Source organism: Thioclava sp. GXIMD4215 (assembly GCF_045291555.1).
GTDB lineage: Bacteria > Pseudomonadota > Alphaproteobacteria > Rhodobacterales > Rhodobacteraceae > Thioclava > Thioclava litoralis.
Genome location: NZ_CP149519.1, coordinates 50578 through 65634 on the forward strand (window position 1 = coordinate 50578; position 15057 = coordinate 65634).

15 protein-coding genes are annotated in these 15057 nt (G+C 61.4%); 10 read left to right on the forward strand and 5 right to left on the reverse strand.

Translation table 11 applies throughout. From position 1 onward, the window contains the following. Position 1: 1 nt before the first annotated feature. From WDB86_RS19305 to WDB86_RS19315, 3 genes are read left to right on the forward strand one after another with little or no spacing between them, the layout of a single operon-like run. Positions 2–619, forward strand: a complete 618-nt coding sequence (locus WDB86_RS19305) for a carbonic anhydrase (RefSeq protein ID WP_121534633.1) — start codon at positions 2–4, stop codon at positions 617–619. After that, positions 616–1896, forward strand: coding sequence for a gephyrin-like molybdotransferase Glp (gene glp, locus WDB86_RS19310; RefSeq protein WP_341485603.1), 1281 nt, complete (start codon positions 616–618; stop codon positions 1894–1896). The genes WDB86_RS19305 and glp overlap by 4 nt, the downstream gene beginning before the upstream one ends. Before the next feature lie 7 nt (positions 1897–1903). Further along, positions 1904–2425 (forward strand): DUF2478 domain-containing protein, encoded by a 522-nt coding sequence (locus WDB86_RS19315; RefSeq protein ID WP_121534631.1) that lies wholly within the window; start codon positions 1904–1906, stop codon positions 2423–2425. Between the two features lie 98 nt (positions 2426–2523). On the opposite strand, the gene WDB86_RS19320 is transcribed toward WDB86_RS19315, so the two are convergent. From WDB86_RS19320 to WDB86_RS19335, 4 genes are all read right to left on the reverse strand, one after another. Beyond that, entirely contained in the window at positions 2524–3435 is a 912-nt protein-coding gene (locus WDB86_RS19320; protein WP_245965301.1) for a U32 family peptidase, read from the reverse strand. A 5-nt stretch (positions 3436–3440) separates the two neighbouring features. Beyond that, entirely contained in the window at positions 3441–4439 is a 999-nt protein-coding gene (locus WDB86_RS19325; RefSeq protein WP_341485605.1) for a peptidase U32 family protein, read from the reverse strand. A gap of 19 nt (positions 4440–4458) precedes the next feature. Beyond that, entirely contained in the window at positions 4459–4965 is a 507-nt protein-coding gene (locus tag WDB86_RS19330; RefSeq protein WP_406737121.1) for an SCP2 domain-containing protein, read from the reverse strand. Between the two features lie 132 nt (positions 4966–5097). Next, positions 5098–5577 (reverse strand): hemerythrin domain-containing protein, encoded by a 480-nt coding sequence (locus WDB86_RS19335; protein WP_121534628.1) that lies wholly within the window; start codon positions 5575–5577, stop codon positions 5098–5100. A 104-nt stretch (positions 5578–5681) separates the two neighbouring features. Here WDB86_RS19335 and WDB86_RS19340 point away from each other — a divergent pair, with 104 nt between their 5' ends. Continuing rightward, complete coding sequence (locus tag WDB86_RS19340) at positions 5682–6095, forward strand: Rrf2 family transcriptional regulator (RefSeq protein WP_341485607.1); 414 nt, start codon at positions 5682–5684, stop codon at positions 6093–6095. Here WDB86_RS19340 and WDB86_RS19345 read toward each other — a convergent pair. Beyond that, entirely contained in the window at positions 6083–6718 is a 636-nt protein-coding gene (locus tag WDB86_RS19345) for a hypothetical protein (RefSeq protein ID WP_341485608.1), read from the reverse strand. The genes WDB86_RS19340 and WDB86_RS19345 overlap by 13 nt on opposite strands. A gap of 53 nt (positions 6719–6771) precedes the next feature. Between WDB86_RS19345 and WDB86_RS19350 the strand changes: the two genes are divergently transcribed. The 6 genes from WDB86_RS19350 to WDB86_RS19375 all read left to right on the forward strand — a co-directional run bounded on the left by WDB86_RS19350 (position 6772) and on the right by WDB86_RS19375 (position 14823). Then, positions 6772–7881: a tyrosine-type recombinase/integrase gene (locus WDB86_RS19350; RefSeq protein WP_341485609.1), complete on the forward strand. Its 1110-nt coding sequence runs from the start codon at positions 6772–6774 to the stop codon at positions 7879–7881. 508 nt (positions 7882–8389) lie between these two features. Next, positions 8390–9589 carry a plasmid partitioning protein RepA gene (gene repA, locus WDB86_RS19355; RefSeq protein WP_341485610.1) on the forward strand — a complete coding sequence of 400 codons (1200 nt, stop codon included), beginning with the start codon at positions 8390–8392 and terminating at the stop codon, positions 9587–9589. Beyond that, complete coding sequence (gene repB / locus WDB86_RS19360) at positions 9589–10566, forward strand: plasmid partitioning protein RepB (RefSeq protein ID WP_341485611.1); 978 nt, start codon at positions 9589–9591, stop codon at positions 10564–10566. Before repA ends, repB begins: the two co-directional genes overlap by 1 nt. A gap of 227 nt (positions 10567–10793) precedes the next feature. Then, on the forward strand, positions 10794–11930 hold the full coding sequence (gene repC / locus WDB86_RS19365; RefSeq protein WP_406737122.1) for a plasmid replication protein RepC: 1137 nt from the start codon (positions 10794–10796) through the stop codon (positions 11928–11930). Positions 11931–12090: 160 nt separating this feature from the next. Further along, positions 12091–14250: a ParB N-terminal domain-containing protein gene (locus tag WDB86_RS19370; protein WP_341485613.1), complete on the forward strand. Its 2160-nt coding sequence runs from the start codon at positions 12091–12093 to the stop codon at positions 14248–14250. Positions 14251–14349: 99 nt separating this feature from the next. Then, complete coding sequence (locus WDB86_RS19375; protein ID WP_341485614.1) at positions 14350–14823, forward strand: hypothetical protein; 474 nt, start codon at positions 14350–14352, stop codon at positions 14821–14823. Positions 14824–15057: the final 234 nt, after the last annotated feature.

The window sequence follows — 15057 nt, forward strand, 5'->3', positions numbered from 1 at the left end:
CATGCTGGAAACGTTGCTTGCACGAAACATCGCATGGGCGGCGGCGCGCAATGAGGCCGATCCCGGCTATTTTGCGCGCCTTGCCGCGTTGCAGGCCCCGGAATTCTTCTGGATTGGTTGCTCGGACAGCCGCGTCCCGGCCAATGTCGTTGCGGGCCTCGATCCCGGGGAGGTCTTCGTGCACCGCAACATCGCGAATGTGGTGCATTCTGCGGATCTCAACCTCCTGTCGGCTCTGGAATTCGCCGTCGAGACGTTGAAGGTGCAAGAAATTATCGTCTGCGGACACTACGGTTGCGGCGGGATCAAGGCCGCAACCGAAGACCTGCCGCACGGATTGTCCGATCACTGGCTCGAGCCGATCCGGCGCCTTGCACGCGCTTTCGCCGTCGACCTCGCGGCCTGCAGCAGCGATGAAACGCGCTGCGACAAGTTGGCCGAGCTGAACGTCGTCGAAGGCGTAAAACGGGTGTCCGAGACCCCGATTTTGCAAAATGCATGGTCCCGCGGCGCGGATGTGCGCGTGCACGGGCTGATCTACGGCTTGAAGGATGGCAGGTTGCGGGACCTCGACTGTTCAACAGGACCGGGCCACTTCGTCGAAAGGACAAAGCCATGAAGGCGATCCAGGCATTCGAGAATGGGCGTTGTGGATGCGAAACCTCCAACGGCGCGTCGCCGCTGATTTCGATGGACGAAGCCTTGCGGCGGCTTGGAGAGCATGCGCGCCCCATCACCGGCACGGAGACAGAAGCGCTATCCTTGGCGACCGGGCGGGTCCTTGCAGACCCCGTATTGGCGGCCACGATGACCCCGCCGTTCGACAGTTCCGCAATGGACGGTTATGCGCTCGACAGTGCCGCCCTATGGGGTGAGGGTCCTTGGAGATTGCCTGTCACACAGCGTATTCCAGCCGGTGCGGAGTCGACCGGGCGAGTGGCCGGTGGGACCGCCGCACAGATCTTCACCGGCGCGCCAGTGCCGCTCGGAGCGGATGCCGTGGTGCCGCAGGAGCACGTCGCGCGCGACGGCAATCTGGTGATCCTCGACCGACGTCCCCAACCCGGCCTGAACATTCGCCGTGCCGGCGGTGACATGCGTCCCGGCCAGACCGTTCTGGGGGCGGGATCAAGGCTTGGTCCTCGTGAAATCGCGGCATGTGCCGCTGCGGGTGCCGCCCGCGTGCATCTGATCCGCCCCGTGCGGGTCGCCCTTCTCGTCACGGGCAACGAAGTCCGGCCGGCCGGGGCAGACCGGGGCGCGGCCGAGATTTGGGACATCAACTCGCCGATGCTTTCGTCCGAGCTGTCACGGCCGGACATCCATCTCATAGATGTCATACAGGGCGCGGACGACCGTACCCACCTGCGCCGGGCCCTTGCCGACATGGCCAAGGCCGCGGATCTGATCGTCACGACGGGCGGGATCTCGGTGGGCGAGGAAGATCACGTCAAGCCGGTGCTCGGCGAGCTGGAAGCCACGGTTCACTTCAGCGGTGTCGCCATCAAGCCGGGCAAACCCGTCAGTTTCGGGCAGATCGGGACGGCAAGTTGGCTTGGCCTTCCGGGCAATCCACTATCGGCATTGGTGATCTGGCATATCTTCGGATTGCCCCTGCTGGATATCCTTTCCGGGCGGCAGATCGCGGAGCAGAGGCGTCGTCATGTCGTCGCAGGCAAGCCCATCTTCCGCAAACCCGGGCGATGTGAAGTGCGACCTGCACGCCTCATGGGGTTCGATTCGGAAGGGCGTGAGATCGTGGACTTCGGAAACACCGTCAATTCCGCGCATGTCGCGGACCTGCCCGGCACGGATGGTTTGATATTCATTCCGGCTGAAACAGACCGGCTGCCCGAAGGCGCATTGCTGGAATTCCAGCCTTTCAACCGAGCATGAGGACGCAATGAAGATCGGATATACGATGGCACCTGGGCGCGGCGATACGAATCTGATGCTGCATCGTCTGGCGTCTTCCCTGATCCAACAGGGCTACCGCCCGGTCGGGACGGTTCAAATCAATGCCGAGCGCGAAAGCGCCGGTCCCTGCGACATGGACGTCAAGGTGCTGCCCGAGGGCGTGACGATCCGCATCTCGCAGTCTCTGGGCGCGGCCTCCCGGGGATGCCGCCTCGACCCGGCGGCGCTTGAAACAGCGGTGGGCCTTGTGGAAGCCGAGCTCGCCAAGGGGGCCGATTGCCTGATCGTGAACAAGTTCGGCAAGCACGAAGCCGAAGGGCGCGGTTTCCGTCCGATTATCGCGACCGCACTTGCTGCGGACATCCCGATCCTGGTCGGCCTCAATGCGCTGAACAAAGAGGCTTTCCTGGAGTTTGCGGGTGAGTTCGCTTACGCCTTGCCACCCGAGTTTCCGGCGCTGGAAGCCTGGCTGAGGACGCATCTCGAGGCGCGCACGACGGCCGCCTGAGGGCTGCGCCCCTTAGCCAGGCAAGGGTGCCACTGCCCCCCTGCAGGCCGCAGCCCCGGGATGCGGGCTGAGGTGTCTGATGACGGGTCTTGCGGTGATCAAGCCGGGGCCGCGGCGGCAATGCGCCGATACCCTGCCTGGCCATAGAAGAAGCCGTTGGAAAACGAAACTCCGTCGCACAGCTCGCGCAGCATGGTTTCCGCGGCTCCCGGCGCGCGGGTGCCGTCCAGAACATCCCGAAACAGCGCCGCCACCGCAACCATGTCCACCGCCTGAGGCATCAGCCGCAGATGGGTGACCCCCTGTGCAATCATCTGAGCGGCTTCGGGCAGCAGGTCGATGTAGCTTTCCGACTGGGTCTGAATGCCGTTGACGCGCAGAATCGGGCGGTCATCGGTGGTGCGCAGCGGCATGCCGTCGGGATCGTCCTCGCAAACGAACTGGCAATTGTCCTTGGTCCGGCCATGGGCACGCGCGTGATAGCACCGTGCCGAGACCGCGAGCGAAGCCCTGCCGAAGACCTGCACCTCGACCCCAAGGCCAAGCGCACGCGCGGCCTTCGCGGCAACGGCGATCGAGGGTGCGGGCAGCTCCGCGGGCAGACAGACATGCGTCGCCCCCTGCGCCGCCATCCAGGCGATCGTCGCCTCGTTGTAGGCATTCATGAACGGACCGATGCGATGCGGGCGCTGGCCCCGGGCAAACAGACCCGCCGCGTTGTTGATCTCGATCTCGGGGGCGTCCATCGCGGCGAGGTCGGCCGTGGCCTTGCGTTCGCGCTTCAGCATCACCTCGGCCAGCGACGACAGGATCACCGTCTTGCCGCCCCGTTGCAGCCGTTCGATGATCGCGGGCAGATCGGCTTCGTGAAACGGTGCGCGCTTGGAGCAGATCACCTCGCCCAGATAAACCTCGTCGATCGGCGCCTCGTCGGCAATGCGCGCGTAGAACGCGCGCCGCGCCTCGGCGGACCAGTGATAGGCGATCGGGCCAAGGGTCAATTTCGTCATGTCACTCACCGCCATTTCTTCGTCTCGAACGCGCCCTGGGTCTGCTTCTGCCCTTCGGTCAGGGCAACCAGATCGGCGATATTCGCCGGCCGGCCGGCGCGGATGTCGTCAACGGCCTGCCGGAAGGCCGACACCACGCCCCGCACATAGCTCTTGGAGCGCTGGCGCCCTTCGATCTTGAAGGCGTGAACGCCGGCGTCGATCAGATCGGGAAGCAGCCGGGACAGGTTCAGGCTGATCGGCTCCTCGAAGGCATAATATCCCTCGGAGCGGTGCGGCGCGGTGTAGCGCCCCTTGCAGATCGTCGGGTAGCCCGCCTTTTCGTCGGGCCCGAAACAGTCGATGGTGAACCCAGCAAGCTGCGAGGACATCGATCCGTCCTCGTGGCGCCGGTATTCGACATCCGATGCGGGTGAGCACACCCCGTCCATGTTGGTCGATTGCCCCGTGAGGTAGTTGGTCAGACTGCACCGGCCCTCGACCATCAGCCCGTGATTGCCGAAGATGAAGGTCTCGATCTCGCAGGGGATTTCCTTGCGGATCTCGCGGATCTCGGGGATCGTCAGGATCCGCGGCAGCACGACGCGCTTCACCGCGAAATTCTCGCAATAATACCGGATCGCCTCGGGACTGGAGGCGGCAGCCTGAACCGACAGGTGCAGACGGACGCCCGGATGGGTGCGCGCGATGTAATCGGCCACGCCCATATCCGCGACGATGAAGGCATCGACCCCCAGCCGCGCGCCTGTATCGGCGGCCTGCCGCCACAGATCGACCTTGCCCGCAGGCGGATAGGTATTCAATGCCAGCAACACCTTGGTGCCCTTGTCATGGGCATAGGCGACCGACGCCGCCAGTTCCTCCGGCGTGAAATTCAATCCGGGGAAGTTGCGCGCGTTGGTGGCATCCTGAAAGCCGCAATAAACTGCATCGGCGCCGGCATCGACGGCGGTGCGCAGGGCGGCGGGCGTGCCGGCCGGGCAGATCAGTTCGGCGAGACTCATGGGGCGAGACGTCCTTTCTTCACGTTGGATAGGCGCGGCGTAGTCTTGCCAGAATGGCGCGGCCGGGAGGGCCGAACATCTCGGCGGTTTCCTCGGCGATGGACCCATCGACATCGTCGAGGGCATTGCGGAGGCGCACTACGGCTTCGGTGTCGCCCGTGACCTCAAGATCACGGGAGAAGAACGCGGCATCGCCATCCTCTTCAGAGTCGACCAACTCCAGAAGCAACATGAACTTACCTCGAATTGTGGCGCCCGCGTCAGGCGCCGCGCTGCGCGGGACGGCACGAAACACCAGCGCCTGCGGATCAGGTCGCAGGTGCAGGGCAAAGGGCAATTCCACCGGGTCGATCACGAAATCGGTCCCCTGATGCGGTCCAAGCCGCGCAAAAAGCGACGGATGCCGCTTGGCGATACGCCGCACCACCCTGGTCAGGACCGGCTGCACGATCAGGCAGGACAGCCGGGCCATGGCTGACACGCCCGGGCGCGGCGCGCGGGGCAAAGTATCGGGGCTTGCGCTCATGACCGAGGCTTCCGTTTCGCCCACGGGTCAGAGCCGGCGCGGATGGCCACGCGGCACCCGCCGGAGATCGCGGCGGAAACCGGCGTCCACGCCCGCCTCCGCCAGCACGGTTTCTGGATGCGCAACACCGTCCTAGCCCCGCTCGAACCGCGGGAAAAGCACGTGGTTTTCCAACGCAACATGCGCTGCGAGATCCTCAAGGAACCGATCCAGACCGGCATAGAGCGCCCGCCACGACCCGCAAGCGTGGTCCGGGGGTGTCAAGTTGCCGGTCATTTTGCGGATCCGCTCGATCGCTTCGGCGTGGTCGTCATGCTCGGCGCGCATCACAGCAACCGGCGGCCCGATGCCTGCCCCCCCGCCCGCCCGCATCGCCGGAAAGAGGATCATCTCTTCCTTCGCCATATGGCCCTCCAACTCGCGACCAAGAGCGGCCAGGGACTGCGCCAGATCTTTCGGGGATTGTTGATCCGTCGCATGGACCCTGCCGACTTTTTCGGCGAGGTCCAGCAGACCGGGCAATTCGGAGCGGTGACGCTCGTGATAGCGCGACAGGATGTGATCGATCAGGGCGCCTGTCTCGGTGGGGGCTTCGGCGGTAGGGGCGGTCATGGCAGAGCTTTCGGGATCGAGGGGTGTCCAATGCAATTGGCATTTGATATGCTGATTATAGCCCCTAAATACGCACTGTAAATACCAAATCAAGGAGCGATTTCTTGCGCCTCACGTCCTTTACCGATTTCGGACTGCGCGTTCTCATGCGGATGGCGGGCAGCCCCGACCGCGCCTTCACCACGGCGGAACTGGCGGATGAATTCCGTGTGTCGCGCAATCATCTTGCAAAGGTGATCTCGTCGCTTTCTGGCGCTGGCTACCTGGAAACACGGAGGGGCGGCGGCGGCGGAGCGACGCTCGCACGGCGCCCCGATGACATCCGGTTAGGCGATGTTGTTGCCTATCTCGAGGCGGATCAAGCGCTGGTCGAGTGTTTCCAGCCCGGGGGCACGGCCTGCACCCTGACACCACATTGCCGCCTGAAGGCGCGCCTCGCCGGCGCCGAAGCCGCCTTCCTTGCAGATCTCAACCGCAGTTCGTTGGCAGACTGCGTCTATCGCCCTCAACAAGCATGACCGACCGTCTGGGCCCTGTTGGTGGCCTGGAGGCGCGGGATAGCCATCGTCATTTCCGGGTTTCGCAACCGGTCGGCCCCCGTACCGTCGTACACAGTGCCAGTCCACCGGCCCGAGCACTTGGAACGCGTTGATCCTTTTCGATCTGATTGAAGCGGATGCGGCGGGCGGCTATCCGACATGTTTGGTGTGAGACTGGCGAGGATTGCCGCAGATGATCCATCGGCCAACACCCGCCCTGGGCTGAGAGCCGAGCTCCCAAGCACGCACGTAGACGCATCATCGCCCGCGCGCAGGATCGCCCGTTGACAGGCTCGTTCTACCCCAGAATCCTGAAGGCGAAGGTCGCGGGATTTCAGGCCCGTTGCGAGGAGCAACACCAGATCCAGCGTTGCCAGCGCTGTGCCCGACAAAAATGTCACATCTTCAAGGACTTCGTCGCGTGCCGAGGTGACCCAGTCCGGCAATCGGGGTAGCGTCTCAAGAGCGTCACTGACGGACGGGACGGGGTTTTGCATGTCGTAAGCCAAACCCATGACGGCGCTTTTCGCCACAAAAAACCGCTCAAACCGCCGCAGCTTGCCGGATTTCATCATGTCCAATAAGTTTGCATTATCGGACATTATTTCGATAGGCTGGAAAGCAATCTCAGAACAGGCGAATTTTCGGGGGAAACGTGCAGTCAGACAGCGAGAAATTGAGTTCAGCGTCCGCTACCGCGTCGGATCGCGCTCCCATCGACGAGGGAGATCAAGGGCAAAGCGAGACGATCGCCCTGCCCTCTCATGTCGCAGGCTCCGGGACGCTTGATCGCCTCGTCGAGACGGCCCGTGACTATGCCCGCGCCGCGGCCTCCGAAAACACGCTGAAGGCCTATGCGAAGGACTGGGCGCAGTTCGCGCGCTGGTGCCGGCTGCGGGGCACGGATCCCCTGCCCCCGTCGCCGGAGTTGATCGGGCTCTACCTCGCCGATCTGGCCGCCGGATCGGGCCCCTCCCCTGCCCTATCGGTCAGCACCATCGACCGCCGCCTGTCGGGGCTCTCGTGGAACTACGCGCAGCGCGGTTTCACCCTCGATCGCAAGAACCGGCATATCGCTTCTGTACTGGCGGGGATAAGGCGCAAGCACGCGCGGCCCCCGGTTCAGAAGGAGGCTATCCTTGCGGAGGATATCCTGGCGATGCTCGCCACCCTGCCCTACGATCTACGTGGCCTGCGCGACCGGGCGATCCTGCTCCTGGGCTACGCCGGCGGCCTACGTCGCTCCGAGATCGTCAGTCTCGACGTCCACAAAGATGACACGCCGGACTCGGGCGGCTGGATCGAAATCATGGATGGCAAGGACGGAGGCGGCGCACTGCTGACGCTGAACGCCAAGACCGGCTGGCGCGAGGTCGAAGTCGGACGCGGCTCCAAGGATCAGACCTGCCCCGTCCACGCCCTGACGCAATGGCTGCACTACGCGAAGATCGATTTCGGCCCGGTCTTCGTGGGCACGTCGCGAGATGGCAAACAGGCGCTGGAGGCGCGGCTCAATGACAAACATGTCGCGCGCCTGATCAAGCGCTGCGTTCTCAATGCCGGCATCCGCTCTGACCTGCCGGAGAAGGACCGCCTTGCGCTTTTCTCGGGGCACAGCCTGCGCGCGGGTCTCGCCTCCTCGGCCGAGGTCGACGAGCGTTACGTCCAGAAGCAGCTTGGACATGCCTCAGCCGAGATGACCCGTCGCTACCAGCGCCGCAGAGACCGGTTCCGGGTGAACCTCACCAAGGCCGCGGGGTTGTAAGACCCCCTGCCCCACCGCGAACCCGTTCTGTACAAAGTCGCTGAAGTTCTCGATCACTCCGATTGCTGCAGGCGCCACACCGAAGCCGCGATCACTAGGTCCGCAACGCGCCCGAAGGCTTGAGCCTGCTTCCCACCAGTACCCGCTTGCAGAATCAAGGCCACGACTGGCGCCCTTTGACCGAAGTCCCAGGAACGACGGAGACGACTCAATTTCGCCAATCCATCTATATTGGTATCGACCCACCACTCCTAGCGCATCATGATAGCTGAACTACCAGATGTCGCGGATGCAGAGTGGAATCTCAAAATATATTGAAATCAATGCGTTACACGATGCCCCTGAGATGCAGCGGATGCACCTCCCCGCACGGCACAGCTTTGGAGACCAAAAAAACTGTTGTCTGATTTAAAGTTGCGTGTCATGGGTTCTATTGTCGCCTGATTGCGCAATTTTCGCGTTCGTGCGACGAAACACCAGAGACCCACCAAGAGGTCGCGAGGGCAGAATGAATTCGACGACGAAAGTCCCAGCTACTTCCATCGCTGCATCCATTGCGGCGAACGCAGTTCGCTTGTCAGAAGCACTGAACAACCATATGCGCAACAGCTTTCAGCCCGAAAGCCGCAAGGTGCTGCGCAAATTCTATCCCTCTGAAGTCTCAGAACTGACCGGCATCAGCATGTCGAATTTGCGGACTCGTCACCAGGAAGGTGATTTTCCGGATGTCGAGACCGATGCCCGTGGACGCCGACTGTATTCCGCCGAAGAAATCGACCAGATCCGCCACGTAATGGCTCGGACAGGTCGTAACGGAGACGCCTATCTCCCCGGACGCCGTACGGGTGATGCGCTACAAGTCCTATCGATAGTAAACTTCAAGGGCGGATCCAGCAAGACGACCACCGCTATCCATCTTGCACAACGCTATGCACTTCGTGGGTATCGCGTACTTGCAGTCGACATGGATCCGCAAGCGAGCCTGACGACAATGTTCGGCTATCGCCCGGAGATCGAATTTGCCGAGCACGGGACCGTGTATGATGCGTTGAAATACGCAGATCCGGTGCCCCTTAGTCAGGTCATCCGAAAAACCTACTTTCATAACCTCGACCTCGCACCTGCTGGACTTTTGTTGTCTGAGTACGAGACCGAGACCGCCTATGCGCTTCAGCACAAGCTTGATCCGCCGTTCACCCAACGCCTGGCGATCGCGCTCGATGAAATTGAAGAGAACTATGATCTCGTGGTCATCGACTGCCCTCCGCAGCTCGGCTTCACAACAATGACTGCCCTGCTCGCATCGACTGGGCTGCTGATTACCGTAGTGCCCAGCATGCTCGACGTGGCTTCGATGGCGCAGTTCCTTGAAATGGCTGGGGAAACCGTCCAAACATTGGAAGAGGCGACCGGGCCGATCGACTGGAACTTCCTCAAATTCCTGATCGCAAGATACGAGCCCACCGACGTGCCCCAGTCGCAGATGGCTGGCTTCCTGCGGTCGATCCTACTCGACCAAGTTCTGAACACACCGATGCTTAAGTCGACTGCCATCTCGGATGCCGGAATGACCCAACAAACAATCTATGAATTGGATCCCGCCCAAGTCGTTAAGAAAACGCTCGATCGCATTCTCGAGAGTGTGAATGGCGTTGCCGACGAATTCGAGAAGACGATTCAGCAGGCATGGGGAAGGAAGACTGACTAATGGCACGCCGCAATTTATTCCAACCCCCTCCTCCACCCGAAAATGCCGTCTCAGAAGCGGCTCAGCGAGAACAAAAGTCCCGCTTCCCGAACACCGGGGCAATGAGCGGTATGAAATCTACGTTGAAAGATCTCTCAAGCAACGCTGTGAGAGAAATTTCGGTCGAAGTCATCGAAGAAGGTGGCCCGAAGGATCGTCTCGCATTCGCTGACGAGGACGTCGCGGCACTAGCTGCGAGTATTAATGAGCATGGGCAACAGGTGCCCATTATGGTGCGTCCGGTTTCCGATCGACCGGGATACTATCGTATCGTTTACGGGCGTCGGCGGTTGCGAGCGCTTCGAACTCTCGGCATTCCGGCCAAAGCACTCGTCCGGTCGCTGTCTGACGAGGAGGCTATCGTTGCGCAGGGGCAAGAGAACTCACAACGTCTAGATCCGAGCTTCATTGAGAAGGCGCTTTTCGCCGCCGAACTTGCCGAAAGCGGCTATGCTTCCTCGGTCATTATGGATGCACTGGCCGTCGACAAGGCGATGCTATCACGCATGACCAAGGTCGCCCGGGCGATTCCGGAGGTTGTGATCCAGATTGTTGGATCTGCGCATGGCATTGGACGTCGACGGTGGGAAGAACTCGCTGATCGCGTTCGGGATCATGAGATCGACCTGGAAGAAGTCGTTGAACGCATCGAGATGTCTGCAGCAGGGTCGTCTGACGATCGCTTTGCACTGCTTAGCGATGCAGTCTCGCGGCTCCTACTGCCCACATCCCTGGCGCCTACAGCCGCCACCTCGACGCGTTCTGTCACGCTCGCCGACGGCACTCTCCTTGCTGAGGTCAAGGAAACGGCACGGGCACTTACAGTTAAGCTATCAAAAACAGACACGCCTGAGTTTGTTCAATGGATGCGTGACAACGCTGAAACTGAACTGACCCGCCTCTATGAGGCGTGGCAGTTGGAACATGCTTCCGACTGATCCGAGACGAGCAGCGAAACCAGAAAAGGAGCACGAATAGCAACCCCAAAAAGAAAGAGCCCCCCAAGGTTACCTCGGAGAGCCCAATCTGTGCTTTGCACCCTCAGATTTAGCAGCTTCTCTGACTCAGTCAACAACAACCGATTCGGTTGAATGGTGATTTATGGCCTTTTCTCACAAGATCACCGAAATCGAGGGCCTTCCTAAGCGGTTGCCGTGATTTTGCCATGGCATTTCTACATGTATCCGCCCCTGCAGGGATGCGGACCGACAAACTGTTGTCCGCGGACAACGTCCTTCCCGAACGTCATCTCGTGATCGAAATGCTGCGCAATGCGGCGTCTGTTCTCGGATTGAATGCTTCGGTCATCGCTACTCTCGAGGCTATGCTTTCCTGCCTCCCGCCACGTCGCACGCACCATACGGTGTTTGCCTCGAATGCAACTCTTACTTTCCGCCGCAACGGGATCTCAGATCGCACATTGCGGCGTCACGCAGCAATTCTGCATGAAGCTGGACTTCTCGTTCGTAAGGATAGTCCGAATGGAAAGCGCTTTTCCCGTTATAGCTCAACCGAAAATAAAGCACTCCGCTTCGGGTTTGATCTCTCTCCCCTGTTCGCACGTCTAGAGGAAATCGCAACCCACGCCGCGGAAGCCGTGCGAGAGCAAGAGGAGATTGCTTACATGCGCTGCAAGGTTCGCGCCATCGCTCAGGATATTTTGCGAAGCCACCCTGCGGACCCCGCCGCAATCGCAACTCTCAAATTGCTACGTCGGAAGCTCACTCGCACCGACTATGATGAACTCTTTGCCCGATTGAGCGCTGTACATAACTCGGGGTGTTCGGCAGAAACCCCGAACGAAACAACCCCCCAAGTGTCCGCCAGAGACGGTCAAAATGTCCGCCACCATCATAAGTCAAATAAAGAACTTAATGATAAAGAAGCCCGCGAAGAGACGAACACTCACACACAGCTCTCGACGCCCCCAACCCAAGTCGTGACTATCCCCGAACTGCTAGCCGCATGCCCAGAAGCTGCTCAATTTTCGCTTAGAAAGGTTGAGAGCCTTAATGATGTGATCCTTCATGCTCGCACACTAGCACCAATGATGGGTATTGATCGTAACAACTATGAAGCCGCCCAAAACCGACTGGGTTCAGTTCGAACCGCAATGACTATTTGGGCGCTCATGCAGTTTCACAATCGAATCCAAAAGGTTGGTGCTTATTTCCGAGCGATCACCAGTGGCACGAAAAGCGCTGAATTCAAGCCCGAGGAACTCATCAGGCGTCTTGCTCGGGCTCAAGCGTTTCAGATTGCTTCGAGCGAGGTTGTCCGCGGACAACCTTGTTCACCCTGATCGACTGTTTAAGTCAGTCGCCGTGTTGCCCGCGGACAACTTTTTAGATGCCTACCCTTTCATGACCTGACCCAGACGAGAGTGAGAGAGTGGTTCGGGAGTGGGTGGCGGGTTAGGGCTGGGAGAGAGGCTCCTGGCGCCCGCCGTGGAGACGACCCAGATGGCACAATCTGCCCAGAAGATCACCCTGTCCCTCTCCCGGGATATTCCCTTCGACAAGCTGATGCTGAGCCAGTCGAACGTGCGGCGCATCAAGGCCGGCGTGTCGGTCGAAGAACTCGCCGAGGATATCGCACGCCGTGGCCTCTTGCAGAGCCTCAACGTTCGGCCGGTGTTGGACGCTGATGGCAAGGAAACGGGCAAGTTCGAGATCCCTGCCGGTGGCCGACGGTTCCAGGCGCTGTCCCTGCTCGTGAAGCAGAAACGTCTGGCCAAGAACGCGCCCGTGCCTTGCGTGGTCCGCGATGTGGCGTCGGACATTCTTGCCGAAGATGACTCTCTCGCCGAGAATATGCAACGCGTGGCCCTGCATCCGCTCGACCAGTTCCGCGCCTTTGCGGCCTTGCGCGAAAAAGGCCAGGGCGACGAGGAGATCGCAGCCGCTTTCTTCGTCTCGCCTCAGGTGGTGAAGCAGCGCCTGAAACTCACGTCCGTGGCCCCTGCCCTGCTCGAGATCTATGCCGAGGATGGGATGATGCTCGAGCAGTTGATGGCGTTCACCGTCAACCCCGACCACGATCGCCAGATTCAGGTCTGGGAGGCTATCCGGTCGTCCTGGAGCAAGGAACCCTACCAGATCCGGCGGATGCTGACCGAAACCTCGGTTCGCGCTTCCGATCGCCGCGCAGTCTTCGTCGGCGTCGAAGCCTATGAGGCTCAGGGTGGCATTCTACTGCGCGATCTCTTCCAGGGAGATGATGGCGGCTGGCTCGAAGATCCCGCGCTGCTCGATCATCTGGTGGCGGACAAGCTTCAGTCAGAGGCGCAGGCGATTGTTGCCGAGGGCTGGAAGTGGATCGAGATCTCAACCGACTTGCCCTACGGCTACAGCCACGGCTTGCGGCGGCTCAACGGAGACCCGGCGCCGATGACGGATGACGAAGGCGCGGCCCATGCCAAGCTGCTTGCCGAGTACCGGGCGATCGAGGAGGAATACGAGGGCCAGGATGAGTTCCCCGAAGAGACCGACGCGCGTCTTGGCAAATTGGAAGCTGCGATGGAGAAGCTCGAGGCTCGGCCGCTGATCTTCGACGCGAAGGAGATCGCGCGGGCAGGGGTTTTCGTGACGCTTGATCGCTATGGCGAGCTTGCCGTCTACCGGGGCTTTGTCCGGCCCGAGGATGAGCCTCGCGAAGAGGCTGATGTCCACAGCGGTGAACCGGCGGCAGACGGGCAGGGCGGCGACGCTGCCCTCTCCGGATCTGCCAACGTGGAGAGCTGCGCTGCGGGAACGGTGATCACGTCCGGTGGTCAAGCGCTTGGCGCGGGGCTGTCGGACGAAGAGGACGACGGTGCCTTGAAGCCCTTGCCGGAGCGGCTGGTCATGGAACTGACGGCGCACCGGACGTTGGCATTGCGCGAAGCTGTCGGGCGTTCTCCTGATGTGGCGCTGACGCTCCTGCTCCTGAAGCTCGTGGGCGACACGTTCTGCAGGTCGAGCGCCTCGGGCAGCTGCCTCGAAGCCTCGGTGCGACACGTCTTCATGTCTGCGCAGGCCCCCGATCTGAAGGACAGCGTGGTGGCCAAGCTGGTGGACGATCGCCACGCCGAGTGGGAGGCCGAGCTGCCGCTGGGCGACGATGCCGCTCTCTGGGAATATCTCACCTCTCTCGATCAGGCGAGCCGGCTGTCCTTGCTCGCGCATTGCCTCAGCTTCGGGATCAACGCACTCCATGAGAAGGTGAACCCCTATGGTGCTGGTATCTCTGCCAGCGGTCTGACCCGACGGATGGCGCATGCCGACTTCGTCGCACAGGCGGTCGATCTCGACATGGTCGAGGCGGGGTGGGAGCCGACCGTGGAGGGCTATCTGAACCGCGTGCCCAAGGCCCGGATCCTCGAGGCGGTACGCGAGGCAAAAGGGGAGGGGGCTGCGCAGCTCCTGGACCATCTGAAGAAGGGCGAGATGGCGACGGAGGCCGAACGCCTGCTGAAGGGCAGCGGATGGCTGCCTGAGGTGTTGCGGCGTCATGACCTGGCCGCGCTGGACCACATGGACGCTTCGGAAGGGCAGGGGGCTTCCGGCGAGGAGATCGACTTGCCTGCCTTCCTCACGGCGGATTTGCCCGCGGAAGAGGTGCCAATGTTGGCCGCGGAGTGACCTGAGCCATCCGAGGGCGGGGAAACTCACCCTCAGACGCATAAAACACAACAATATCAATGCGATGAATGAAAATTTGCGCATTCTGGATGAGGAATCATGTCTGCAACCAGGATTATTGAGACCGCGCCACTGGGGGCGCTCATTCGCTACACCGATGGAAGGCCAAAACCGCCGGCGCGGTTCACCAAGAAGCTGGCAGCCTGGGAGCGTTCGAACGGCGTTGGCCGCCTTGTGAAGAAGGATCCACCGCGGGTCCATCAAACTTGGACCGCACCCGCGTCCTTCACGCTGCACGAGGGTAACTTCTCCTCGGATGGGGTCATCCTTGTCACGATCATGCGAAGCCACTCGGTAGACAGCCCGCTCGTTTTCGAGGTGGCCGAGGAGCCGACGCCCGGGCAGGTGCGCGTCCTGCTGGATTTCGGTGGCAACACGGAATTGGTGCATCTGGCTGAGTCCGTCACCGCGGCCGAGCTTTGGATCACAAGGGAAGGCTATCGCAACGCGCGGCTCGAGATCGTCGGTGAAGAGACCGGTGGCAGGGCAGGGGAGGCGGATATCGCTGCCTGAGCCTGAGACGAAACCTGAGAGGCCTGCCGAAGGGTGGGCCTCGCACCCACCACGGCCCTGTCCCTCGATAACTTGGAGCGCCAGAGGATCCATCCCCAAGGAAGAAGATCTTCAATCACAAGCGTGGCCGTGAGGCTGGCGCGCATGAGCATCAGTGGGACAATCCGGCTCCAGTCGTCAGGGCACCAACCCCCGCTCGCCATTCCCTTCCTTGCCCCGAATTCTGTCTTCGAG